Origin of the sequence: Corynebacterium yonathiae (genome assembly GCF_027570195.1) — a bacterium.
In the GTDB taxonomy this organism is placed as follows: domain Bacteria; phylum Actinomycetota; class Actinomycetes; order Mycobacteriales; family Mycobacteriaceae; genus Corynebacterium; species Corynebacterium yonathiae.
This window is the reverse complement of the sequence record NZ_JAKMUZ010000019.1, coordinates 19388-43984: the sequence shown is the minus strand read 5'-3', so window position 1 is coordinate 43984 and position 24597 is coordinate 19388. Positions and strand designations below refer to the sequence as shown.

Sequence of the window (24597 nt, the reverse complement as noted above, 5' to 3'; positions counted from 1 at the left end):
TTTACCTTACTCGAACGTGGAAGAGTTCCTCCCACCGCTTGCCGGTAAGCCAGAACTCATCGTCTTTGATGTGGGCGATGCCGTTGAGGACATCATCAGGATCGGTATAGCGGGATTTATCTATGGCATCGGTAGAAATCACGGCGGTCACGCGGCCGGAGGAGGGATCGATGCGGTAGATATTGTCATCCATCCACACATTGGCATAGACGGAATCGCCCACGCACTCCAGCTCATTGATGTCCTCTAGGGGCTTTCCTTCTAGGGCGACGTCAGTAGTTGAGCGCTCCGCAAAAGTCTCCGGATCCATGTGCCGCAGGGTAGCGGAGCCATCGGACATGAGAAGATCCTCGCCGTTATTACACAGTCCCCATCCTTCACCGGTGTAGGTGGCGGTATCGACCTGGCGCAGGTCCTGGTCGTATTTCAGGGCCTGGCCGGACTTCCAGGTCAACTGCCAGATGGAATCTCCGGCCTGGGTGATGCCCTCGCCAAAGTAGCGGTTATCCAGGTGCGTTTCGGCCAAGGTTTCGCCGGTTTCGGGGGAGAAGCGCTCCAAGCGGGATTCGCCCCATTGGCCGGTACCAAGCAGCAGGTTGCCGTCCGGATCCGTTTCAAGGCCTTGGGTAAAGGAATCAGTTGGCAGGGAAGCGGTGCCTAAGACCTCGACGGAGAGATGCTCTACTTCGGGTTCTGCAGGGGTAGAGGAACAGGCAACGAGGGTGCAGGGCAAGAGAATGCAGGCGGCGCGGGAAAGAAACGACATGCACCATATGTACCACCGGGTGCGTCCCATAATGAATAATGAGGGGCGTGAGTAAGCGAAAAGCAAATCCGTTGATCGATTCCCGCGCCGTGCGCATTGCGCGCGAGGCGCTGGATGAGGTGGGGGAAGGGGGCGTCGGCAAGCATATCGGCGTCGCCGGGATGGGCCGAAACGTTGCTACCCACCGATTTGAAGCAGAAATGCCTGGCTACCCCGGCTGGGAATGGCAGGCGGTGCTCGCATGTGCGGAGGGCTCGCGCTACGTTACCGTCAATGAGGTAGCGCTGGTGCCGGGCGGGGAGGCTCTGCAGCCGCCGGAATGGGTGCCCTATGAGGATCGCGTACGCCCAGGCGATCTCGGGCCTGGTGATTTGATGCCTCCGGCCGTGGATGATTCCCGGCTAGACGGCGACAAACTTTCCAAGTCCGGCTTGGAAGACGCCAAGAAGCGCTGGCGCACCGAATTTGGCCCCAATACGGATATGGCGGCCAAGGCGCGCCTGCAATGCCGTACCTGCGCGTTCTATGTGGAGCTGATGGAAAACTACGGCGTCTGCGCCAATGAGTACTCGGCGGATGGCCGGGTAGTGCACTCGCGCTATGGCTGCGGAGCGCATTCGCAAACCCGGGTGCGGGAAGAAAAGAGCCCGGAAGTCGCCTTCGATGATGAAAAGCCCATCTTCCAGGATTTTGATTTCGAGGATTAAGGCAGCACACTTATGGCGTAAGACTCGCTGTACGTGAAAGGCGCAGGCGTTGAAAGCCACTCTCGATCGCTACTTCCATATCTCTGAACGTGGTTCCTCCATTGGAACCGAGCTACGGGCGGGAACGGTCTCGTTCTTCGCCATGGCCTATATCATTCTCTTGAACCCACTTATCCTCGGCACCACCGAGGATGCAGAGGGCTACGCGCTGGGCGTGCCGCAGGTTGCCGCCGCCACCGCGCTGGTCGCGGGCGTAATGTCTATCCTCTTCGGCGCGGTTGCCAAATACCCCTTCGCCATGGCCGCCGGCCTGGGCATGAATACCTTCGTGGGCGTGAGCATGGTCGCCACCAGCGGGCTGACCTGGCAGGAATCGATGGGCCTAGTGGTTATCGAGGGCATCATCATCGTTCTGCTGGCCATTTCCGGTTTCCGCACCGCCGTCTTTGACGCCATCCCGCAGTCTATGAAGGCGGCGATGGGCGTAGGCATCGGCATGTTCATCGCCATGATCGGCCTTGTGGACGGTGGTTTTGTCACCCGCGTGCCGGATGCTGCGCATACCACCGTGCCGGTGGGGCTCGGCATTAATGGATCGATTTCCACCTGGCCGGCTCTGGTCTTTGTCATCGGCCTTATTATCTGTTCCTTCATGGTTATCCGGAACGTGCCGGGTGGGCTTTTTCTCGCCATCGTGCTCACCACCATCATCGCTTTTATCGTGCAGGCGTTTACCGGCTCTGAGGACTGGGGCATGGCCGCGCCCGTCAAACCAGAGGCGCTGGGTGGGATTCCGGACCTGTCCATTGTGGGCGATGTGAACCTGGTAGGCGCATTCACGAAAATCGGCGTGGTTTCCACCGTCTTGCTCATTTTCACGCTATTGCTTACCAACTTCTTTGATGCGATGGGCACCATGACCGGCTTGGGCAAGCAAGGCAAGCTTGTCGACGCCGACGGCAACCTCCCTGATATGAAAAAGGCCCTCGTAGTAGAAGGCTTTGGCGCAGTGGCCGGTGGCCTGGGCTCTGCTTCTTCCAATACCGTTTTCGCGGATTCGTCTGCCGGCATTGCCGATGGTGCCCGCACTGGCTTGGCCAACCTTATGACCGGTGTATTATTCCTTGCCGCGATGTTCCTGACGCCGCTCTATGAGATCGTGCCCATTGAGGCCGCCTCCCCGGTGCTAGTCATCGTCGGTGTAATGATGGCCGCGCAGCTGACCGAGATCCGCTGGACCAAGATGGAAATCGCCATTCCGGCCTTCTTGACCATTGTGACCATGCCCTTTACCTATTCCATTGCCAATGGCATCGGCGTAGGCTTCATCTCCTTCGCGCTCATGTCCACCTTCGCCGGTAAGGCCAAGGAGGTGCATTGGATCATGTGGCTCTTGGCCGGGCTTTTCGTGATTTTCTTTGGCATGGATCCGATTTCCAATGCCATCGGCTAGCCTAAAGGCATGCTGATTACTGACCCCGCAGACCCTCGCCTGGACGATATTCGGAACCTCAACAAATCCGATAAATCCGGCGAGGGTCTCGTCATTGCAGAGGGCCCGCTGGTGGTCTCCCGGCTGGCCGAATCCCGGTTCCCTATGCGTTGCTTGGTGGGCTTTCCTAAGAAGCTGGAAGCATACGTTTCCGAGTATGGTGAGCCGGAATGCCCCGTCTACGAGGCCTCCCGCGAGACCCTCGCAGAGGTAGCGGGCTTTGATATGCACCGTGGGCTCGTCGCCGCTGCGGACCGCGCCCCAGAGCCCGCGGTGGGCGAAATCCTAGAGACCGCGAAAACCGTCGCCGTGCTCGAAGGTGTGGGCGATCACGAGAATATTGGTGCGATTTTCCGCCACGCCGCCGGCATGGGTGTGGACGCGGTGCTATTGGGATCAGGGGCGGCGGATCCGCTCTATCGGCGCTCAGTGCGCGTATCCATGGGGCACGTGCTGCGCTTGCCCTTTGCCCATTTGGAAGGCGGGTTTACTACCTGGCAGCGCTCCTTGCAAGCGCTTGCCGACGCCTCCTTTACCCTCATTTCCTTAACCCCCAACCCCCACGCGGTGCATTTGGCAGAGGCCCTGCATGGCCTAGATAAGGTGGCCATGTTGGTCGGTGCGGAGGGCCCCGGTCTTACCGAACACGCAATGAAGGCCACCGATGTGCGCGCACGCATACCGATGGCCCCTGGTACCGATTCTCTCAATGTGGCGACGGCCGCCGCCATTTCCTTTTATGAACGCCAGCGATCCTTGAGCGACTTAAACGTCTGAGCGCTCCAGTTGGCAATCAGCGAGCCCAAGTGCTTGGCGGTGGAGATGATCTCCTCGCCAGTGGATTCCGGCTCGGCGCTGTGGTCCTCGTAATCATCATAATCGTTCAGGCCCAGCTTATTGGCCGACTGCGCGGCTAGCTCGCCTACGGTCCGCTTCGGTTTCGGTGGGTCAATCTTCGGCTCTGGGCGGCCATCAACCGCGTAGCCTACGACGTCCAGATCAGGGCCATCGTGGCCGACCTCGATGCCGAGCCAATATTCCTGGGCGGCCTCCATGATGCCTTGGGGCTCGAAGGGCAGGGAGATGCCGCCGAGCGGCTCGTACTTTTCCCCTGCCCAAAAGGGTGCCTCGAAGGGCTCAGGCAGGCCGGTGTCCTCGTAGAGGTGCTCGCGGGTAGCGCACAGGCAGCGCTTGAGCTGGCCGCCCTCCCACAGCGCGAAGCCGGCATAGCCTTCCTCTTCGTTGCTCACTAGCGCAATGACGCGCTGGGCTGGGACCGCATTAAGCAGGGTTTCCGGCAGCTGGGAAAGAAGAACAGAATCCCCCTCGCATACCGATTGCACGACGGTGATGCCAGGGTAGCCGCCGATGTAGTACTCATTCGGGTCCGCCTGGGCGGATCGGTTGAGCGGGAATTGCCCGATCGGCGTGACCGGGAAGGTTGGGTCTAGCTGGGCGAGGAACTTCCGCCCAAAGCCGCGATCCGCCTTGGGCTCGGTCTTTAACACCTCTTCCGCATTGGGCTTGGAGATGTACCAGAGAGTAAGTATTGCGTGAGAGATATCCACAATTAGTCCCTAGGGCGCTTGGTATTGGAGCGAACGCCGAGCAGCACGTCCTCCCAATGCGGGGTGACGGCCTTGCGGCGACGCTTGGTGGGCTTTTCTTCCGGGGAGGGGTTCTGTAGGAACTCCTCTTCCTCTGGCTCTTCCGGCGGGGTGGTAGGCACAGTGAGATCAGTGACGTTGCTGGGCTGGTCTCCATCGATAGCCTCGTCATAGCGGCCGCTGCCCAGAGAGGTCAGCGAGCGCACCGGCTGCACAAAGTCCGGATCCGTCAGGTCCGCAGCTACTGAGTTGCGAGCCTCCACCGTGGCTGGCGAGGACATGGATTGCTTGAAGTACCACTCTGCTTCGTTCTCGGATAGGCCGGCCTTCCACGACACTCGCACGATCCAGGCCTCGCCCTGGTGGCGGTAGGCATCCCAGGAAGACTCGGACAGTGAATGACCACGGGCAGCAAAAGCGGTGGCCAGAACCTCCCACAGGGTCAGCTTGGCCGGTCCATCCTCGCGGACCGGGTGGGCTTGCTTGGCAATTTCCGCGATGCGGTTGCGCTCCAGCATGACCGGGTAGGCAAAGGGCTCGATGCGAGATTCGGTCACACCCATCTCTTCTGCCAGTTCCGCTGCGGAGGCGCCGGCGCGGATGCGGTTTTGGATCTCCGCTGGGCGAATCTTTGCTTCTTCCTCTGGTTCCGGCTTGGTGGGCTTGGCAAGGCTGATGGCAGGAGCCGCCGGCTCTTCTTCGGGGGTTTCCTCTCGCTCGCCCTGCAGGGCCTCGCGCAGCTCATCGGTGATGGAGAGGAAAAACTCTTCGCCGTCTTCGGTGCGCAGCACCAAAGAGGTTTCGGTCGACTCGCTGTCAACTGGGAACAGCTCGCGCATAATAGGGCGCTCCTTTTGCCTATCGACGGCGGACAAATCTGTGATGCATTCAACTATAACGTGAAAATGCCCCGCGGCCTGCGAGGCGGCGGGGCATGTTGGGGGTGATGCGCTAATTCGCATCCAAGACGTAGTCAATGCACTGGGTGAGCTTAGCGATATCGCCCGGATCGATGGCGGGGAACATACCGATGCGCAACTGGTTGCGGCCCAGCTTGCGGTACGGCTCGACGTCCAGAATACCGTTGGCGCGCAGGGTGGCGGCGAGCGCTGCGGCATCTACGGAGTCTGCAAAGTCGATGGTGCCTACCACCAGCGAACGGGACGCAGGCTCTGCCACAAACGGAGTAGCCTCTGGACGGGACTCGGCCCAGTTATACAGTGTGGTGGCGGACTCTGTGGTGCGCTTTACCATGCCATCCAGGCCCCCGTTCGCATTCATCCACTGGATTTGGTTATCCAGCATGAGCAGGGTGGCAATCGCTGGGGTGTTATAGGTCTGGTTCTTGCGCGAGTTATCCACTGCTGTCTGGAGGCTGAGGAAATTAGGGATATAGCGCTCAGAGGCGTTGATCCTTTCAATCCGCTCCAATGCGGCGGGGGACATGGCGGCTAGCCACAGGCCGCCGTCAGAGGCAAAGCATTTCTGTGGCGAGAAGTAGTAGACGTCCGTGTCGGCGATATTTACGGGTAGGCCGCCTGCGCCAGAGGTGGCGTCTACGACCACAAGCTGCTGATCGTTGCGCGGGTGTGGGCGGGTGATTTCCGCCATCGCACCGGTGGAGGTCTCGTTATGTGCCCAAGCGATGACGTCGGCCTCCGCGGAGAGTTCGCGGGGATCGGGTGCGGTGCCCACCGGAGCCTCCACGATAGAGGGAGCGTCGAGCCAGGGGGCACCCGCGGCGGCCTTGGCAAACTTGGTGGAAAACTCGCCAAAGGTAAGGTGAGCGGAGTGGCGCTCAATGAGCCCGAAGGTGGCCGCATCCCAGAAAGCGGTGGCGCCACCCAGAGACAAGACGATCTCGTAGCCGTCCGGTAGGGAGAAGAGGGAACTTAGGCCTTCTCGCACCGAACCCACGAGGTTCTTTACCGCAGGCTTGCGGTGAGAGGTGCCCATGATCGCAGGGTCGATGGCCGCAAGCTGGGCTGGGCGAACCTTGGAGGGGCCGCAGCCAAAGCGGCCGTCGGCAGGCAGGAGATCGGTAGGCAGCGTAAGTTCTGGAGTGCTCATGCGTGCCAGTGTAGAACAGTTCCGGTCGAACGGCAGTTATTTTAGTCGTCTGGAACTTGTAGGCGGCGTCACAAAGTTTGCTAAAGTGTGAAGAGGTATCTAGCTAGCTTTCCTAAGTTAGTGTTTAATAATGACTCTTCATGTAGAGAAAGGAACTTCTGTGGCTTCTGAAGACAACAAGGTAGTGCTCCAGTACCCAGGCGGCGAGTACGAGATGGACATCAAGCAGTCCACCGAGGGTGACTCCGGCTTTGACATCTCCAAGCTCCGCAACGAGACCGGACTCGTTACCTTTGACCCTGGTTACACCTCCACCGGTTCCACCGAGTCCAAGATCACCTTCATTAATGGTGAAGAGGGCATCCTCCGCCACCGTGGCTACGACATTGCAGACCTTGCAGAAAACGCAACCTTCAACGAGGTTTCTTATCTGCTGATTAAGGGTCATCTGCCTAACGAGGAAGAGCTCAGCCACTTCAACCGCGAAATCCGCCACCACACCCTGTTGGATGAGGACTTCAAGGCCGCCTTCAACATCTTCCCGCGCAACGCACACCCGATGGCAGTGCTGGCCTCCTCCCTTAATATTCTTTCCGCCTACTACCAGGACCAGCTCAACCCGCTGGATCCTGAGCAGCTCGACAAGGCGACTGTTCGTTTGCTGGCCAAGGTGCCAATGCTGGCTGCCTATGCTTACCGCGCTTCCCAGGGCAAGCCTTATATGTACCCGGATAATAGCCTGAACGCTCGCGAGAACTTCCTGCGCATGATGTTCGGCTACCCAACCGAAGAATACGAGGTTGACCCGGTTGTAGCTAAGGCCCTGGATAAGCTGCTTATTTTGCACGCTGATCACGAGCAGAACTGCTCCACTTCCACCGTGCGCATGATTGGTTCTGCCCAGGCCAATATGTTCGTCTCCATTGCCGGTGGCATTAACGCCCTGTCCGGCCCGCTGCACGGCGGTGCTAACCAGGCTGTTTTGGAGATGCTGGAAGACATCCAGAACAACCACGGTGGTGACGCTACTGACTTCATGAACCGCGTGAAGAACAAGGAAAAGGGCGTTCGCCTCATGGGCTTTGGCCACCGCGTGTACAAGAACTACGACCCACGCGCGGCCATCGTCAAGGAAACGGCCCACGAGATCATCGATCACTTGGGTGGCGACCCGATGCTGGATCTCGCCATGAAGCTGGAAGAGATTGCACTGAATGATGACTACTTTGTCTCCCGCAAGCTCTACCCGAACGTGGACTTCTACACCGGCCTGATCTACCGCGCCATGGGCTTCCCGACGGACTTCTTCACCGTCCTCTTCGCTATCGGCCGCCTGCCGGGCTGGATTGCTCAGTACCGCGAGCAGCTGGAGATCAACACCAAGATCAACCGTCCGCGCCAGATTTACACCGGCGAGTCCCTGCGTAAGGTTACCCCACGTAACGAGCGCTAAAGCGCCTCGCGGATCCACTTAATTAAGCCGAATCGGGTGGTAGCACCTATAATAGGTGCAGCTCGGTTCGGTTTTTAATGCGACCGCACGAACAAACTAGATTTCCCAAGGAGAATAATCCCCATGGATAAGCCTGTTATTGAAGCCCAGTCTGGCCCAGCGCCGACGGACCTTGTCGTAGAAGACATCGTCGTCGGCGACGGTGCTGAGGCGCAGCCTGGTGCCGTAGTGGAGGTCCACTACGTCGGCGCTGAATACGAGACCAACCAAGAATTCGATTCCTCGTGGGACCGTGGCCAGTCCATCGAGTTCCCATTGACCGGTCTCATTGCCGGCTGGCAGGAAGGCATTCCGGGAATGAAGGTGGGCGGCCGCCGCAAGCTCATCATTCCGCCGGAAAAGGCCTATGGTCCTGCCGGCGGTGCGCACCCGCTATCGGGCCGCACCTTGGTCTTCATCATTGACCTCATCCGCGCGGACTAAAAGCGCTCCACCCCAGGGTTCGCCCTGGGGTGTCGTCGTTTTCAGCGCGATGGGAAAAACTGCGGCACAATGGAGAACATGACTGTGCCAACCGTAACTTTCAATGATGACCGCGAAATGCCCCAGCTGGGCCTAGGTACGTACAAGCTCTATGACGAGGAATGCATCCGCGTTATCCGTGAAGCCATCGATTTAGGCTACCGCCACTTCGATACCGCTACGCTGTACAAAAACGAAGAGGCGGTAGGCACCGCCCTCAAGCAGGCAATGGATGCTGGCGATGTCACCCGTGATGAGCTCTTTGTCACGTCCAAGGTCTGGCACTCCCACCACGGTGCACACAAGGCAGAAGAGGCATTCCAGCAGTCGCTAAAGGATCTGCAGCTGGACTACCTTGACCTGTATCTCATCCACTGGCCGTGGCCGCAGGGTGGACTGTACAACGAGACCTTTGAGGCTATTGCCCGCCTGCAGGGCATGGGCCAGATTGCGTCTATCGGCGTGGCTAATTTCTATGAGGATGTGCTCAAGGATCTGATTTCCACTACCGGCATCTCTCCGGTGCTCAACCAAGTCGAAATTCACCCTGGCTTTACCCAGTCCAGCCTGCGTGCCTTCCACCACGATAATGACATTATTACCGAGGCATGGGCCCCGCTGGCGCGCGGCGTAGTGCTCAATAATCCCGTGATCGAACAGGCTGCTGCTGATCACGAGGCTACCGAGGGGCAGGTGGTGCTGTCCTATCTCATGTCCAAGGGCATGTCCGTGATTCCGAAGTCCGCGCGCACCGAGCGGCTAAAGGAAAACCTGGCCGCCACCGAGCTGGAGCTTACGGCGGAGGAGGTATCCGCCATCGATGCCCTGGAAGGCCAGGAGGGCTTCGGGCGTATGTTTAATGACCCGCGCGAGTTCCCTGGCGACGAGGAATAGTCTTACCCGCAGTTTAAGCCCCCTTACTGGGGGCTTTTCTTTTGTCAAGCAACTGTTAACAATCTTTACAGGAGGTGATATTTTCCTTCACCGGGGGTAGTTAGCTAATGATGTTATTCCAGTTCAGTCACACCTATAGGGTTGAAAGGGTGGGGGAGTGGAACGTTTTCTTGGCAGAATTTACAACCTTGCAGAAAATGTTCTGTAACTTACAGGGCAACGTGGATAGTGATAAATAGCACACTATCTCGTGTGACCTAAGACCCTCTCATCCAAGGAGACGATGCTCTATGAGTAACGTAGCTGCAACTCCTGTTTCGCGCCGCGAACCTACCGGTAGCGAGTTCATCGCGATGCGTGACTCCGCCAAATTCGGCGAGCTGCGCCGCACCTACCGGAGTTTCACCTTCCCTATGACCGTGGCCTTCTTCGTGTGGTACGTGGTCTACGTCCTGGCTGCCGTGTTCGCCCCTGACTTTATGGCCACCGAGCTCGGCGGCGGCTGGAATATTGGCCTAGTGATCGGCCTGGCCCAGTTCCTTACCACTTTCATCATCACGTGGATCTACGTGAAGTACGCCAATAAAAATATCGAGCCTAAGTCGTCCGCCATCCGTGAAGAGCTGGAGGGTATGTAATGATCACCACCACCCTCGCCGCCGAATCTTCCGCTGGCAATCCCATCTTGAATATCTCCATTTTCGGCATCTTCCTTTTCATCACCATGGCGGTGGTGCTGCGCGCCGGAAAGACCACGAAGAAAGCCTCGGACTTCTACACCGGCGGTGGCACCTTCTCCGGCCGACAAAACGGCCTAGCCATCTCTGGGGACTACCTCTCCGCCGCCTCCTTCCTGGGCATCGTTGGCGCTGTCGCGCTTAACGGTTATGACGGCTTCTTGTACTCGGTGGGCTTCTTCGTCGCCTGGTTGGTAGCACTCATGCTCGTTGCTGAGCCGATGCGTAACGTCGGCCGCTTCACTATGGCCGACGTCCTCTCCTTCCGTTTGAAGCAGAAGCCTGTACGTGTGGCGGCGTCCATCGCCACCCTTTTTGTCACGCTCTTCTATCTCATCGCGCAGATGGCCGGCGCCGGCTCCTTGGTGGCCGTGCTACTGGATATCCACGATTTCAAGTGGCAAGCGCTCGTGGTGGGCGTCGTGGGTGTGCTCATGATTGTCTATGTACTGGTAGGCGGCATGAAAGGCACCACCTACGTGCAGATGATTAAGGCCGTGCTCCTGGTGGCCGGCGTGGTGATCATGTGCATCTTGGTCTTTATCGCCCTGCGCGGCGGATTTAGCACTCTGTTTAATAACGCCATCGACATGCACGCCGCCTCCGAACAGATTAAGGAAAAGGGCTATGAAGCTAAAGACATCATGGCCCCAGGCCTGAAGTACGGTGCCACCACTGCCACCAAGCTGGACTTTATCTCCCTGGGCATTTCCCTCGTGCTGGGCGTGGGTGGCTTGCCGCACGTGCTGATGCGCTTTTATACCGTGCCAACCGCCACCGAGGCTCGCCGCTCCGTTACCTGGGCGATTGTTATCATCGGTGCCTTCTACCTCATGACCCTGGTCCTGGGGTACGGCGCCGCCGCCCTGGTTGGTCCGGATCGCATCCTCGCCGCGCCGGGCGGCGCCAATGCCGCAGCACCGCTGCTCGCGCTGGAGATTGGCGGCTCTATCTTCATGGCGATTATTTCCGCCGTCGCCTTTGCCACCGTGCTCGCCGTCGTTGCTGGCCTGGCCATTACCGCCTCTGCTTCGATTGCACACGATATCTACCATGCGGTTATACGCAATGGTGAGTCCACCGAGGCCGAGCAGGTTCGAGTTTCTCAGGCCACCGTGGTGGTCCTTGGCATCGTCTCCATCGTCCTGGGCATCCTGGCCATGACCCAGAACGTGGCCTTCCTGGTTTCCTTGGCCTTTGCGGTTGCGGCTTCTGCCAACCTGCCGACGATCCTATACTCCCTGTACTGGCGCCGATTTAATACCGCGGGCGCAGTGGCCTCCATGTACACCGGCGTGGTGTCTTGCCTGGTGCTCATCTTCTTCTCCCCAGCAGTCTCCGGTTCTGAGACCTCCATGTTCCCCGGTGCGGACTGGGCTATCTTCCCGCTTTCCTCGCCGGGATTGGTATCCATTCCGCTGTCCTTCTTTGTTGGTTGGTTGGTCTCCATCATGACTAAGCCAGACAACCTTGAGGAACTTTCTGCAGAAATGGAAGTCCGCTCGCTTACCGGCGTGGGCGTGGAGGCACCCGTGCAGCATTAATTGCTTGGATAGTGCACTCAACCGGTAACATGTATCGACGTGTTTAAAACGTCGTTGACTCGCAAGGCGGCATCAGTGAAAGCTGGTGCCGCCTTGGCGGTATGTATGCTCGCCCTGACCACTACTGCGTGCAGCAACGATGAGCGTGAAAGCGACGCGCTTGCCGACGCCCCCTCGGGATCTACAGACACCAACCGCGACGTCCCATCGGACATCAATGAGTTCCTAGAAGGCGATGAAGGGCGCTCGGTTACCTATATTCGCCTGCATGATGGCATGCACATGGGCTCTGCCTCAGAGCACGAGGCTCGCCCGGCGCTTAGCCTCATCAAGCTCTATATCGCCACCTACGTTATAGAAAAGGGCGAGTACGAAGATAAGTATGAGGCGCTGGATATGATTGCTAGCTCCTCCGATAAGTCCGCCGAGGATCTCTTTGAAAAGTACCCGGATTCCATCGACGCCATTGCCGATGAATTCAATCTCGAATCCACCAAAGCCGGCGAGAAGTGGGGCTACTCGCAGACCTCTACGTATGACGTTGCCAGCTTCATTTCGCAGCTCATCGAGCGCGATGAAACCCACCCAGTGCTCGTAGCTATGGCGCATGCCGATCCCATCTCTGAGGATGGCTACCGCCAGGACTATGGCACCGCCAAGCTATCCAATGTGGTGGGCAGTAAGTGGGGCTGGTCCAACGATAAGTCCATTAACTCTTCGGTTTCCTTTGGCGAGAACTTCGTTGCCGCCGCCTCAATCAATGGCTCCTCCGATGAGCTTACTGATTACGTAAAAGATGAGGTCACCGGAAAGAGCCTGGGCAAGGCTACCGAGCGTTTCCTCAAGTACAAAGACGGCGAGGATGTCCCACCGATTGAGACCACTACCTCGGAGACCTCCACGACGTCGTCTAGCAAGAAGGATAAGGGCGAAAAATCCGGCAAGAGCAAGAAGGATAAATCTTCGTCGAAGGAACCTACGAGCGAGTCCACTACTTCCAAAAAGATGGATAAAGGCAGCTCCGATAAGAAGTCCGCAAATAAAAAGAAGGGCTCAGAGAAAACCTCCGAGCCTTCTAAAAAGTAGTACTACCGCGCCTTAGCAACCGTTTCGGCAACGATCTTCGCTAGTTGGCGAATCTGGTCGTTGCTCAACGTTTTGCCATTGAAAGTTACGCCATCCGCAGTTACCTGCGGGAGCTCTGGCAGCTCTGGGTGCTTGCTCTGTAGCTGCGAGCTCAGCTGATTTACCAGGTCGGACGAGCCATTGCTCGGGGCTGTGTTCTGCGGTTGTGGCTTTGGCTGTGGTTTCTTGGTGGTGGGCTTTTTCGCCGGTGCAGGTGCCGCGGATTTGCCTGGTGTCCACTGGCCCCAGTCATCGGCGTAGACCTCGTTAACGTCTACGATGACGCCACCAATGGTCTGCTGCTTGCCGTGCGGCAACTGGTGGATTGTGGTGCGTGGGTGAATCTTGCCGTTAGAACCCCAGTCATGCATCCAGAAGTACTTGCCGATGCCATCTTGGATCGCCCACTCAATGGTGTTGTAGTTGCCGTAGACACCTGTCTGGTAGCCGGCCAGCTCCAGCGTCTTGGAAAACGCCTGCAGGTATGGGCGGATTTGGCGGGTGTACTGCTCGCGGGTGGGGTTATCGTCGATAGCGATGTAGATAGGGCGGTTGGTTGGGCCGCCTGCCTTCTTGTGTAGTGCAATCGCCTTCGGTGCGTGAATTGCAGCACCTGCTGCGCCCTGCTTCCAATCCGCGGTTTCTGCGCGGCCAAATTGGTAAACGGATGCGGTGGGCAGGCCTGCTGCCGCATTGGCCTTGGTCTCTTTCAGGGTTACCGGCTTGCCGGCCATCCACGCTGCATCGGGGCGTTTGTCGGAAACATACCGAATCGCACCCATATGGCCGGCCTTCTTAATCGCCTGTGGGGAAGGGACACCGGCAGAATAATCGATGATGGTGCCGCGCACCGGTCCGAGCGCCGCCGCATGGGGGGCGGCAGCACCGATGGCGCCTGCTGCCAGGGCGAGAGCGCCGACCTTAAAGAGGCCGCGACGGGAGAAAGATGGTGACATGTTGAGCTCCTGCAGTAATCACATTTGTCACAGTAGTTAACAATTGCACCATAGCAGGAGGTCTAGCGCCCCAGCCGGAACGCAACCGCATGTCGCGCTTTTACTTAGTAGCGCTATTTCGAGTCGTTGCTAAACAACACTCGTGTGGGATTCTCAACCGTGCGCGATACCGTGCAGTCCTTCTCATGGGAGATGCGGATCAAGTTGTCCACCAGCTTGCGCGCTTGGTTGCCCTCGGGCGTATCAGGGAAAGAAAGATCAAACCCCACGCGAACCTCCGACAGGCGCGACGCTCCGTCCTCATTTACGCGGTCGCCTTCCACATGCACATCAAAAGACTCCGGCTCAGCGCGCCGGGACGTCACCACGTCCACGTCTACGGCGGAGCACCCCGCGACGGCAGCGAGTAAAAGTTCGACGGGGGAGAGGAGTCCCTCACCACTGCCAAACTCAATGCTCGCTCCCACAGAATTGGTAGCGCGGTATACGGCGGTATCGAGGCGGGTGAGGTCTACGGCGTATTGCTTCGTTTCTTCAGACATGAGGCTAGTTTAAGGCGAAGAAGCAGGTCGTTCGAGTTTCTAATATTTATTGGAAATCCTGCGTACTGTGAGTTCCATGAAGATCATTGCTATTTACGCAACGGAAACTATGTCTGATTGGGAGTATGCCTACCTCACAACGCAGGTAGCTGAAGCTGAGGCCCAAGTGCCGGGCCGCTTTAAGGTTTTGTTTGTTGGCGAATCGCTAGAAGCCGTTCGCTCCAAGGGTGGAATCGAGGTGGTTCCACTCCTGACCTTGCAGGACATCCAGAATCGGACTGATATTGCGGCGTTCGTGGTACCGGGAGCAGATACATACTTTGACGGGCACGAACAGCTATTGGAGACGGTTAATGTCTTGAAAGAGAATGAAGTGCTCTTGGCAGCGATCTGTGGTGGAACTTTGGCCCTTGCTCGTGCTGGGGTGCTTGACCACTGCAAACACACTTCAAACGCGCATGGCTTCCTTGCCTCAGTGAGCTACGCCAACACTCAGGGCTATAAAGAAGACGATGCGGTTTTTGATGGTGGAGTGATTACAGCTTCAGGCTTGGCTCCAGTGCCATTCACCGCGGCGGTATTGCGCGCGGCGGGTGTTTACCCCGACGATGTCGTGGACGCCTGGATTCAATTGCATGAGCAAAGAACAGAAGCGGCCTTCGTTGAACATATGAATAAGGTTCAGGCGTGGGCCTGTTCAAACTAGCTGGAGTTATCCAAAACCACTTCAACGATTTGGATCCTTGCTGAAACAAAAGAGCCCTGGCATTCAGCGCTTTTATTTCTTGGGGCAGGCCTATGAATTTTTAGGTACCGAGCCTAACAGTCAACCGACTGGTTGATTGCAGTTTCAACCAGCCCTGCGATTCAAAGCCGGAACAGATGTAGAAAGATGAGTCCTTGGAGTATTTGATTCATCGCTAGTCCGGCCGTAGCAGCGGTTGGGAAGGAGAATGACCATGAAAGCTTTGTATTGGGCATCCATTTTCTACCTTGTCTTGGGATTGGGAGCCGGGGTCTTCTACCGCGAATTCACGCGTGCCAATGATTTCCCCGAGGGTGAGTTCACTCAGCTGAGCGTGGCGCATACTCACTTGCTGGCGCTCGGTTTCATGATGAGCCTTATCTTCTTGGTATTGGAGAAAGTCTTTGGTCTGTCACGCAGTCGTGGTCAGTTCAATGCGTTCTTTTGGCTGTATAACGTCGGCGTGGTCGTCACCGTCGGCGTCATGATCTGGCACGGATGCCTGACCGTAATGGGGGAGGAGTCCACTGCAATGATCTCTGGTATCGCTGGTCTTGGTCATATCCTCATTACGATTGGCCTGATTGCATTCATTGCAGCACTCGGCAATGCCATCAGCGAGGCTCAAGAGGTTAAGGCCCAACCCGTAGCAGGTGACTAACGATAAGCGAGATGGCTACTGAATAGGCACAGTGCCTCCACGGCGAGACTGAATCTAACTCATGCGCACTGGGATTATAGTTTGTATGCGGTCCTGTAGACAGCGCTGTTATAGGCCAAAGGAATGATTGCCGATAGCTGGGGTCGCAAGCGTTCATTTCTGGCGTGGCTGCGGTTGGATCATTGCTTTGCCATTGACGCTCTACGGCTTGGGCTTTGTGCCTGTGCAGTTGATAGGCACACTGCTCAGCGAGATTTCGGTGAATAGCTTCGGTCAGGCCTCGGCTACCCAGAGTACGGTCCGCCAGGTTGGCTCCGCGCTGGACACCGCGGTTTCTGAGTCGGTATTTTCCATGGCACTTGGGCTAACGCCGCCGAAGACGCTGGAGGCGGCCGGCATCATGGGGCCGGGTGCCGATGGCATAGCAGAAGCAACGCGCCAATCAGCCGGTTCCGCCATTGCAGGACTGCGCGCTCAAGGTGGGCATAGTCCCTTTGGCGAGCAGACCAGTGTTGTGGTGCAGGCGCTTAGCGACGGCAGGACCGACGCCGCCCGCTACTCCCTTCTTGCTGCAACGGCATTCCTGGCGCTGAGCTATATTAGTGCGATGCGGGTTCGCCATGCCGCGAACGAAGACGAGGCCATGGAGCAATCGAACTGATTTATTGCCAGAAAGTCAGTGTAGGGCAGTTGTTTCCTGGGTGGATTAGATGAGCATGGTAGTTTCACCTTCAACTAAGAGGGCTTGCTCATCCCTCAGCAGTAGGAGATTCCAATCTCGTCCGTACTGCGCAACAGTTTCACTGATGACTTTTATAGAATAAGGACCAGTTGTTCCTTGAGCGTGGGGAACAATGACATATGGGGTGAGACTGAGTCCTGTGTGGTCGGTGAGCTGCGGTGCCGTCTGTGGATTGTCCATGATTGATGCCGGTTCGATTGAAGGTCCTGTAACCATTGCGCCGGCAGAACTTCCAGCGTAAAACGTGCCGTTCTGGACCGCTTCAACTAGCAGGTGGTCGGTGCCAGTGAGTCTGAGCGCATCAAGGAGACGGAATACCTCGCCGCTCGCAACATAGATGCAGTCGGCTAAGTTGATTTCATTGCGTATGTCGCTTGGTTGCGCCTGCGCCACGGTTAAGGGGATTAGTTCCTCTGCCGCATCGCGAATGGTTGACAACTCTGTTTGGGCGAACTGGGCTTGGCTCATTCCCGTGGCAGCATCATCGATGTACAGCACTCGACCCGAAATATATTTGCTGATTTCTGGGTGTAGGAATGAGGCGAGGAGTAAGTGCATAGGCTTAGTCTACGTCAGCGCCTTATATGCTTTGGGCAGCAAGATCGGAGTATTGAATAATCGGAAAAATCTCGAGACACCGACCGGAACGATGTCTCGAGACTTCACATGGTGCCCCAGAGTGGATTCGAACCACCGACACCGGCTTTAGGAGAGCCGTGCTCTATCCCCTGAGCTACTGGGGCGGGGTTGCGTGTGCAACTTGGCTAATCATAGCAGTGGGGCAGGGGTGCCCCGAAATGGCTGGGGCTTGGCCTAGCTCTCGGCCAATTCCTTTTGCTTATTGCGCACGGAGGAAGCTGGAGGGTTGGTTTCGTGGGTGCCATCGGAGTAGAGGACGGTGGGGATGATGCGGTTGCCGTCGTTGACGGATTCGATCCAGGCGTTGATGTCTTCGGTGTTGTCGGCCTCGACGTCGACAAGCTCGTACGGGGTTTCGGTGCGGTCAAGGTTTTTAATCAGCTTGGCGCAGAAGGGGCACCAGTCGGCGTAGAAGATGGTGACGTCAGAGTTGGTTTCTGGGGTAGTAACAGACATTAGGCTGCATCCTTTCGGTCGTAGGTTAAAAAGCGGTATTTCATGGGGAGATCGCTGGCCTCTTGGTCCGGGAGCTCCAGGTGGCCCTTGGCGGAGGTGAGCCAGTCGGTGCTGTGGGCGAGGCCGAATTCCTCTGGGATTTCGGGGGCATAGATGGATTTATCGCCGTAGGTGCTTCCGATATTGACGCCCATGAGGGTGACCTCAATGCGGTCAACCTGGTCCAAGGTGGCGGAGTAGATTTGGCCGCCGCCGATGACCCAGGCGTCGGAAAGCGGGGGCATAGCGGTGATGACCTGCGCGCCGGCGGACCACTGGCCGGGCGTGCGGGAGGAGAGCACGAAATTCTCCCTGCTGGGAAGGGGGCGGAATTTAGGATTGAGCGACTCCCAGGTTTTCCGCCCCATGATGACCGGCGCACCCATGGTCACGTCCTTAAAATGCTTGAGGTCTTCCGGCACGTGCCAGGGCATTTGCTCGCCATCGCCAATGATTCCGTCCAGGGACTGTGCCCAGATTGCGCCCAACATTAGACGGATACCTGCGCCTTGATGGTGGGGTGGGGGTCGTAGCCCTCAACCTCAAAGTCGGCGAAGTCATAGGAGAACATATCCTCCGCCTTGTGCAGGTTGAGCTGCGGGTACGGGCGGGGTTCGCGGGAAAGCTGCTCTTTGACCTGCTCCACGTGGTCGTTATAAATATGGCAATCGCCGCCGGTCCAGATGAGCTCGCCCACCTTGAGCCCGGCCTGCTGGGCAAACATGTGGGTCAGTGCCGCATAGGAAGCGATATTGAACGGAACACCCAAGAACATATCGGCCGAGCGCTGGTAGACCTGCATGGACAAGGTGCCATCGGCCACGTAGAGCTGGAAGAGCAAGTGGCAGGGCATCAGCGCCATCTTGTCTAGCTCCGCAACGTTCCATGCAGAGACCAAGTTGCGGCGCGAGTCTGGATTAGTCTTCAGAGTATCGAGCGCCTGCTGAATCTGGTCAATGTGCTGGCCATCCGGGGTGGGCCAGGAGCGCCACTGCACGCCGTAGACCGGCCCTAGCTCGCCATTGTCATCCGCCCACTCATTCCAGATGCGGACCTTATTGTCCTGCAGGAATTTGATATTGGATTCGCCTTTGAGGAACCACAAAAGCTCGCCCAATACCGCGTGGAAATAGACCTTCTTGGTGGTCAGCAGCGGGAAAGACTCGGCCAGGTTATAACGCAGCTGCGCACCAAAAATAGAGCGCGTGCCGGTACCGGTGCGATCGCCTTTGGGCGTGCCGGTCTCTAGGACCTTGTGCAACAGATCCTCGTACGGGGTCTCAATCATGGGCATTAGTTTAGAAGCCGCCGTTCTCCTCGGCAAAGGCCTGGGCGTGCTTCAAGATCTCATCCTTGAGCTCGGGGCGGCAGATGAGGATGTCTGGGATGAAGGTGTCCTCATTATTGAAGCGGATTTCGGAGCCATCGAGGCGGCAGCAGTGTAGACCGGAGGCTTGGGCGACGCCCACCGGCGCGGCCTGATCCCACTCGTACTGGCCACCGGCGTGGATATAACCGTCATAATCGCCGAGCAGCACGTGCATGGCCTTGGCACCCGCGGAGCCGACGCCCACGACTTCATAGCCCATTTTCTCCGCAATATAGTCGGCTACCTTGGGCGGGCGATTGCGGGAGACGACGAACTTCTTAGACAACGGGCCGGTGACCGCCCGAACGTCCGAGGACTTAAAGGTAACGCCGAGATCCGGCAGGCCCACTGCTGCGTGGATAGGAATACCATTTTCTACCAAGGCGATGTGCACGGCCCAGTCCTGGCGGCCGGTGGCAAATTCTTTGGTGCCGTCGAGCGGATCCACGATCCACACGCGGTCCTTCTTCAAACGGGCCAGGTCATCGGAGGCTTCCTCAGAGAGCATGCCGTCCTGGGGACGGTGCTGCTCGAGGACGCGGGCGATCCATTCTTGGGCGGCTTCATCGCCGGCGTCGCCAAGCGAAAGGCCCCGTAGCAGGCCCCCGTTGCGCACGCCTTTCAGGATCTCACCGCAGCCCTGGGCGAGGGAATTGGTCAGGCGGGAATCAGAAATCTCGACGGTCATGGTGCCCACATTACAACGCGGACTAGAGTGTGGGCATGCCAGAAAACATCCTCGACCGCTTCCGGCCTCAAGTAGCGCAGTGGTTTCGGGATGTATTTGCTGCCCCCACCGCCGTGCAGGCGCAGGCCTGGGAAAAGATTTCCCGCGGTGAGCACGCCCTTGTGGTAGCTCCTACCGGTTCCGGTAAGACGCTCGCCGCGTTCTTGTGGGCGCTGAATAGTTTGGTCGAGCGCGAAGGCCAGCTGGCGCTGCCGGTGGGCTCAGGCGCCTCGGGATCCGCTGCTGGGGTTAAAGTCCTCTATATTTCCCCGCTGAAGGCACTAGGCGTGGACGTGGAAAATAACTTGCGCGCCCCGCTGACCGGGATTGCCCGCACTGCGGAGAACTTAGGACTGGATGTTCCGGATATTTCGGTGGGCGTGCGCTCGGGGGATACGCCCTCGGGGGAGCGTGCGCGGCAGGTGCGCAAGCCGCCGGATATTTTGATTACCACCCCGGAGTCAGCCTATTTGATGCTTACCTCTAAGGCGGCGGGGATTTTGAAGACGGTGGATACCGTCATTATCGATGAGATTCATGCCCTGGCTGGCACCAAGCGCGGCGTGCACCTGGCGCTGACCTTGGAGCGCCTACAGCAGGTGGCAGGGGACTTCCAGCGCATTGGGCTTTCTGCCACCGTGCGGCCACTGTCCGCGGTATCGAATTTCTTAGGCGGCAACCGCCCGGTAGAAATTGTGGCGCCGGCCGCGGAGAAGAAGTGGCAGCTGGACGTGCACGTGCCGGTAGAGGATATGTCCGATCTGCCGACGCCGGAGCAAGGCTCCACCATCGGAGAGATGACGGTGGATGATGCGATTGGCATCAGCTCTCCTTCCGTGGATGAGTCCGCGCTGCCCACGGCCAAGTCCATCTGGCCGTTTATTGAGGATGACCTCTATGCGGAAATCATGGCGCATCGCTCCACGCTGGTATTTGTCAACTCCCGCCGCACGGCCGAGCGGCTGACCAGCCGGCTCAATGAGCTCTATGCGCAAGAGCACGATCCGGATTCGCTGTCGCCCGAGACCCGCCGGGACCCAGCCCAGCTGATGAAGCAGGTCGACGTCGCCGGCAAGGCCCCGGCGGTTATCGCCCGCGCCCACCACGGCTCGGTGTCTAAGGATGAACGCGCGATGACTGAAACCATGCTGAAAGAAGGAACGCTCAAGGCCGTGGTGGCCACAAGCTCGCTAGAGCTGGGCATCGATATGGGTGCAGTGGAGCTAGTCGTGCAGGTGGAATCGCCGCCTTCGGTGGCCTCCGGCCTGCAGCGCGTGGGCCGCGCCGGGCACTTTGTGGGCGCGGTCTCGCACGGGTCCTTCTATCCCAAGCACCGCGCGGATCTGGTGCAGTCCACACTGACGGTATCGCGCATGCGCGCCGGGCTTATTGAAGAACTGCATACCCCGCGCAACCCGTTGGATGTGCTAGCGCAGCAAACGGTGGCGGCGGTGGCTGCGGCTGGCGAGGACGGGCTCGATGCCGATGAGTGGTATGAGATGGTCCGCCGGGCCTGGCCCTACCGCGATCTGGCGCGGGAGGTTTATGACTCCGTGCTGGACCTGGTAAGCGGCGTCTATCCGTCTACGGACTTTGCTGAACTTAAACCCCGCGTGGTCTATGACCGAGTGGCGGGAGTGATGACCGCCCGGCCTGGTGCCCAGCGGGTGGCCGTCACCAGTGGCGGCACGATTCCGGATAGGGGCATGTTTGGCGTATTCCTCTATACCGGCTCGGGTGAGGGCTCCGGGGGTGCTCCGCGCCGGGTGGGCGAACTGGATGAAGAGATGGTTTATGAGTCCCGGGTGGGCGATGTATTTACCTTGGGCGCTACCAGTTGGCGCATCGAAGACATCACCCGTGACCAGGTGTTGGTCACGCCCGCGCCGGGGCACACCGGGCGCTTGCCGTTTTGGAATGGCGATGGCGCGGGCCGCCCCTATGAGTTGGGTAAGGCGCTAGGTGAGTATCGCCGCGAGGTCTTTTCCTCGCCGGAGATCATTGCGGATGCCGATGATAATGCGCGCTCCAATATCGTGGCCTATCTGCAGGAGCAAAATGAAGCCACTGGTGTCATCCCGGATGAAAAGACGCTGGTGCTCGAGCGCTTCCGCGATGAGCTAGGCGATTGGCGCGTGGTGCTACATACCCCGTTTGGCCGGCCGGTCAACTCCGCATGGGCGCTAGCGGTAGGCGCCCGGGTAGGCGAACGCACCGGCATGGATCCGCAGGCGGTAGCCGGCGATGATGGCATCGTGCTGCGCCTGCCGGAAGCAGAATCCGAGCCCGATGGGTCCATCTTCGCCTTCGACGCCGATGAGATAGCGGATATCGTGGCCGAGCAGGTGGGCAACTCCGCGCTCTTTGCCTCCCGCTTCCGCGAGTGTGCGGCGCGTGCGCTGCTCTTACCTCGGCGCAATCCCGGCAAGCGCGCGCCGTTGTGGCAGCAGCGCCAGCGCGCCGAGCAGCTTTTGGACGTTGCCCGTAAGTACCCGTCCTTTCCCATCATCTTGGAGACGGTGCGCGAGTGCGTCCAAGACGTCTACGATGTCCCAGCTCTTACGGAGGTCATGCGGGAGCTGGGGCACCGCCGCCTCCGCATTGCAGAGGTCACCACCGAACAGCCCTCGCCTTTTGCCTCTTCGCTGCTGTTTAACTACACCGGCGCGTTCATGTACGAGGGCGATTCCCCGTTAGCAGAAAAGCGCGCGGCCGCCCTGGCCCTTGACCCGGCGCTTTTGGCCAAATTGCTCGGCACGGTGGAGCTGCGCGAGCTGCTCGATCCGGAGATTATCGCCGAGGTCCACGCCCAGCTCCAACGCACCGACCCCTCGCGCCGGGCCCGCACCACCGAAGAGGTAGCGGACCTGCTGCGCGTGCTCGGGCCGATTCCCGTAGACGAGCTGGGCGAGCACACCGACGTGCCGCTTTCCGCCCTGGACCAGCTGGGCACGCGGATTATGCGCGTGCGGATCGGCGGACGGGAGCACCTGGCTCAAGCCCAGGATGCACCCCTGCTTCGCGACGCCCTAGGCATCCCCATTCCTCCCGGCATCCCCGCCCAAGTGGCAACCATTTCTGATGCCTTGCCGCAGCTGGTCTCGCGCTGGGCGCGCACCCGCGGGCCCTTCGTATTGCGCGACCTTACCGAGGCCTTCGGCATTTCCGTCTCTGCCGCGCATACCGTTCTCGGCGCGCTTGATGGGGTAGTAGAAGGCCGCTACCGCCAGGGCATCGACGAGCAGGAATACTGCGCCGCAGTGGTGCTCAAGACCATCCGCTCTCGCTCGCTCGCCGCTGCGCGTGCCGCTACCGAGCCGGTTTCGGGTGCCACTTTTGCCCGCTTTTTGCCGGAGTGGCATAGCATCGCACCGGCTGGAAAGCGCCCGGCCCTGCGCGGGGCCGATGGTGTCTTTTCCGTCATCGAGCAGCTAGCCGGGGTGCGCCTGCCAGCCTCCGCGTGGGAATCGCTCATCCTGCCCGCGCGGGTGGGAGATTATTCGCCCACCATGCTCGATGAACTTACCTCCAATGGTGAGGTGCTCATCCTCGGCGCCGGCAAGGCCGGCGCGGCAGACCCCTGGATCATGCTGCTGCCCTCGGATTACGCGGCCCAGCTAGCCCCGGAAACCGATGCCGAGGGCGTGAGCATGCTGCAGCGCGCCATCCTCGATGTTCTGGGCCGCGGCGGCGGTTTCCTCTTTGCCGATATCGCCGCCGAGGTCCCCGGCACCACCGAGGAGACCCGCGAGGCCCTCTGGGGCTTGGTGGAGATGGGCTTGGTAAGCCCCGATTCCTTCGCACCGTTGCGTACCCGGTTGTCTTCCGGCGGCTCGCGCTCCGGCCGCACCGCGCATCGCTCGAAGCGGCGGCCCACCCGCTCCCGCCTGCGCATGGGGCGCACCTCCTTTGCCCAAGCTCAGAACGCTGCGGGCGCGCAGACCCCGCCCGATGTGATGGGCCGATGGTCGCTTGCCGTGCCCGCCGCCACCGATGCCACCTCCCGCTCCGTGGCACACGGCGAGGCCTGGCTCGACCGGTATGGCGTGCTCACCCGCGGCTCCGTCGTGGCCGAAGACGTGCTCGGTGGCTTTGCGCTGGCCTATAAGGTGCTCTCCGGCTTCGAAGAATCCGGCAAGGCCATGCGCGGCTATGTCATCGATGGGCTGGGCGCCGCCCAATTTTCTACCCCCGCCATCATCGACCGCCTGCGCGGCCTGGCCGATTCCCCGGATGTCACCGGCTGGCCGTCTGGCTCTACCGAGCCCGATACCTTTGTCCTCGCCGCCTGCGACCCGGCCAATCCCTACGGTGCGGCCCTGCCCTGGCCACAGCGCGACGACGCCGATGGCAAAGCCACCGGGGGCCCCACCCGCTCGGCCGGCGCACTGGTGGTGCTTATCGACGGCCTTCCCATCGCCCACCTCACCCGCGGCGGGAAAACCCTCACCACCTTCCTGGAATCGCTGCCGGGTGGCATCGACCCGGCGGAGGTATATCCCCGCCTGGTAAGCGCGCTTACAGACATGGTGGCAAGGGGAGTGGTGTCCCCGTTGGTTATCGAAAAGTGCAATGGCAGTCCCATTCATAAGACCGATGCCGCCGCCCACCTGCGCGAAGCCGGTGCCGGAATTACTCCTAAGGGCGTGCGCATCTCCGCACGCGCCGCTGCTCCGCGCACCCCACGTGCAGGACGCCGCGCCAGCGAGGCCATCGAAGAACTCAGCTTTGATGATCCGCCGCCTGCACCGCGCAATAATGGTGGCTTCCGCCCGCGCGGCGGGTACCGTCGCTAAAGATCCAC

General features: G+C 59.2%; 24 protein-coding genes and 1 tRNA gene. 13 read left to right on the top strand and 12 right to left on the bottom strand.

The features are described 5' to 3' along the window. Window position 1 precedes the first annotated feature (1 nt). Window positions 2–766: a glutaminyl-peptide cyclotransferase gene (locus L8V22_RS09845; RefSeq protein WP_238801951.1), complete on the bottom strand. Its 765-nt coding sequence runs from the start codon at window positions 764–766 to the stop codon at window positions 2–4. A gap of 38 nt (window positions 767–804) precedes the next feature. On the opposite strand from L8V22_RS09845, the gene L8V22_RS09840 reads away from it, so the two are divergent. From L8V22_RS09840 to L8V22_RS09830, 3 genes are read left to right on the top strand one after another with little or no spacing between them, the layout of a single operon-like run. Further along, on the top strand, window positions 805–1473 hold the full coding sequence (locus L8V22_RS09840; protein ID WP_238801952.1) for a DUF3027 domain-containing protein: 669 nt from the start codon (window positions 805–807) through the stop codon (window positions 1471–1473). A 49-nt stretch (window positions 1474–1522) separates the two neighbouring features. Beyond that, a complete protein-coding gene (locus L8V22_RS09835; protein WP_238801953.1) occupies window positions 1523–2926 on the top strand; it encodes an NCS2 family permease in 1404 nt (467 codons plus the stop codon). A gap of 9 nt (window positions 2927–2935) precedes the next feature. Continuing rightward, on the top strand, window positions 2936–3742 hold the full coding sequence (locus tag L8V22_RS09830) for a TrmH family RNA methyltransferase (protein ID WP_238801954.1): 807 nt from the start codon (window positions 2936–2938) through the stop codon (window positions 3740–3742). Here the strand turns inward: L8V22_RS09830 and L8V22_RS09825 are convergent. The 3 genes from L8V22_RS09825 to serC all read right to left on the bottom strand — a co-directional run bounded on the left by L8V22_RS09825 (window position 3703) and on the right by serC (window position 6642). Further along, complete coding sequence (locus tag L8V22_RS09825) at window positions 3703–4533, bottom strand: DUF6928 family protein (RefSeq protein ID WP_238801955.1); 831 nt, start codon at window positions 4531–4533, stop codon at window positions 3703–3705. The genes L8V22_RS09830 and L8V22_RS09825 overlap by 40 nt on opposite strands. A 2-nt stretch (window positions 4534–4535) precedes the next feature. Then, a complete protein-coding gene (gene sepH / locus L8V22_RS09820) occupies window positions 4536–5411 on the bottom strand; it encodes a septation protein SepH (protein WP_238801956.1) in 876 nt (291 codons plus the stop codon). Window positions 5412–5523: 112 nt separating this feature from the next. Next, window positions 5524–6642 (bottom strand): phosphoserine transaminase, encoded by a 1119-nt coding sequence (serC, locus tag L8V22_RS09815; protein WP_238801957.1) that lies wholly within the window; start codon window positions 6640–6642, stop codon window positions 5524–5526. Between the two features lie 160 nt (window positions 6643–6802). Here serC and L8V22_RS09810 point away from each other — a divergent pair, with 160 nt between their 5' ends. The 6 genes from L8V22_RS09810 (at window position 6803) to L8V22_RS09785 (ending at window position 12878) form a co-directional block, all read left to right on the top strand. After that, a complete protein-coding gene (locus L8V22_RS09810; RefSeq protein WP_238801958.1) occupies window positions 6803–8095 on the top strand; it encodes a citrate synthase in 1293 nt (430 codons plus the stop codon). Between the two features lie 123 nt (window positions 8096–8218). Beyond that, window positions 8219–8578, top strand: a complete 360-nt coding sequence (locus tag L8V22_RS09805; RefSeq protein WP_005323855.1) for an FKBP-type peptidyl-prolyl cis-trans isomerase — start codon at window positions 8219–8221, stop codon at window positions 8576–8578. Between the two features lie 69 nt (window positions 8579–8647). Beyond that, the gene (locus tag L8V22_RS09800) at window positions 8648–9511 is read left to right on the top strand and encodes an aldo/keto reductase (RefSeq protein ID WP_238801959.1); all 864 of its coding nucleotides are present in this window, start codon (window positions 8648–8650) and stop codon (window positions 9509–9511) included. Between the two features lie 290 nt (window positions 9512–9801). Continuing rightward, window positions 9802–10149: a DUF485 domain-containing protein gene (locus L8V22_RS09795; protein WP_238801960.1), complete on the top strand. Its 348-nt coding sequence runs from the start codon at window positions 9802–9804 to the stop codon at window positions 10147–10149. Further along, a complete protein-coding gene (locus L8V22_RS09790; RefSeq protein ID WP_238801961.1) occupies window positions 10149–11792 on the top strand; it encodes a solute symporter family protein in 1644 nt (547 codons plus the stop codon). The genes L8V22_RS09795 and L8V22_RS09790 overlap by 1 nt, the downstream gene beginning before the upstream one ends. Before the next feature lie 93 nt (window positions 11793–11885). Further along, a complete protein-coding gene (locus L8V22_RS09785; protein WP_255711893.1) occupies window positions 11886–12878 on the top strand; it encodes a hypothetical protein in 993 nt (330 codons plus the stop codon). 2 nt (window positions 12879–12880) lie between these two features. Here the strand turns inward: L8V22_RS09785 and L8V22_RS09780 are convergent, their stop codons facing one another. Next, window positions 12881–13873, bottom strand: a complete 993-nt coding sequence (locus tag L8V22_RS09780) for a DUF1906 domain-containing protein (protein WP_238801963.1) — start codon at window positions 13871–13873, stop codon at window positions 12881–12883. Window positions 13874–13986: 113 nt separating this feature from the next. Next, window positions 13987–14415, bottom strand: coding sequence for an OsmC family protein (locus L8V22_RS09775; RefSeq protein WP_238801964.1), 429 nt, complete (start codon window positions 14413–14415; stop codon window positions 13987–13989). A gap of 76 nt (window positions 14416–14491) precedes the next feature. Here L8V22_RS09775 and L8V22_RS09770 point away from each other — a divergent pair, with 76 nt between their 5' ends. The 3 genes from L8V22_RS09770 to L8V22_RS09760 all read left to right on the top strand — a co-directional run bounded on the left by L8V22_RS09770 (window position 14492) and on the right by L8V22_RS09760 (window position 16482). Further along, the gene (locus L8V22_RS09770; protein WP_238801965.1) at window positions 14492–15121 is read left to right on the top strand and encodes a DJ-1/PfpI family protein; all 630 of its coding nucleotides are present in this window, start codon (window positions 14492–14494) and stop codon (window positions 15119–15121) included. Window positions 15122–15374: 253 nt separating this feature from the next. Then, window positions 15375–15821 carry a DUF2871 domain-containing protein gene (locus tag L8V22_RS09765; protein ID WP_238801966.1) on the top strand — a complete coding sequence of 149 codons (447 nt, stop codon included), beginning with the start codon at window positions 15375–15377 and terminating at the stop codon, window positions 15819–15821. Window positions 15822–16008: 187 nt separating this feature from the next. Next, window positions 16009–16482: a hypothetical protein gene (locus tag L8V22_RS09760; protein ID WP_238801967.1), complete on the top strand. Its 474-nt coding sequence runs from the start codon at window positions 16009–16011 to the stop codon at window positions 16480–16482. A 45-nt stretch (window positions 16483–16527) separates the two neighbouring features. Here the strand turns inward: L8V22_RS09760 and L8V22_RS09755 are convergent, their stop codons facing one another. The 6 genes from L8V22_RS09755 to L8V22_RS09730 all read right to left on the bottom strand — a co-directional run bounded on the left by L8V22_RS09755 (window position 16528) and on the right by L8V22_RS09730 (window position 19754). After that, window positions 16528–17121 carry a Type 1 glutamine amidotransferase-like domain-containing protein gene (locus L8V22_RS09755; RefSeq protein WP_238801968.1) on the bottom strand — a complete coding sequence of 198 codons (594 nt, stop codon included), beginning with the start codon at window positions 17119–17121 and terminating at the stop codon, window positions 16528–16530. A gap of 109 nt (window positions 17122–17230) precedes the next feature. Beyond that, window positions 17231–17306: transfer RNA gene (locus L8V22_RS09750), tRNA-Arg, on the bottom strand. A gap of 70 nt (window positions 17307–17376) precedes the next feature. After that, the gene (locus tag L8V22_RS09745; RefSeq protein WP_023021997.1) at window positions 17377–17658 is read right to left on the bottom strand and encodes a glutaredoxin domain-containing protein; all 282 of its coding nucleotides are present in this window, start codon (window positions 17656–17658) and stop codon (window positions 17377–17379) included. After that, window positions 17658–18188, bottom strand: a complete 531-nt coding sequence (locus L8V22_RS09740; RefSeq protein WP_238801969.1) for a dihydrofolate reductase — start codon at window positions 18186–18188, stop codon at window positions 17658–17660. The genes L8V22_RS09745 and L8V22_RS09740 overlap by 1 nt, the downstream gene beginning before the upstream one ends. Beyond that, the gene (locus L8V22_RS09735) at window positions 18188–18991 is read right to left on the bottom strand and encodes a thymidylate synthase (protein WP_238801970.1); all 804 of its coding nucleotides are present in this window, start codon (window positions 18989–18991) and stop codon (window positions 18188–18190) included. Before L8V22_RS09735 ends, L8V22_RS09740 begins: the two co-directional genes overlap by 1 nt. A gap of 4 nt (window positions 18992–18995) precedes the next feature. After that, window positions 18996–19754, bottom strand: a complete 759-nt coding sequence (locus L8V22_RS09730; protein ID WP_238801971.1) for a 3'(2'),5'-bisphosphate nucleotidase CysQ — start codon at window positions 19752–19754, stop codon at window positions 18996–18998. A gap of 35 nt (window positions 19755–19789) precedes the next feature. On the opposite strand from L8V22_RS09730, the gene L8V22_RS09725 reads away from it, so the two are divergent. Next, the gene (locus tag L8V22_RS09725; RefSeq protein ID WP_238801972.1) at window positions 19790–24589 is read left to right on the top strand and encodes an ATP-dependent helicase; all 4800 of its coding nucleotides are present in this window, start codon (window positions 19790–19792) and stop codon (window positions 24587–24589) included. Window positions 24590–24597: the final 8 nt, after the last annotated feature.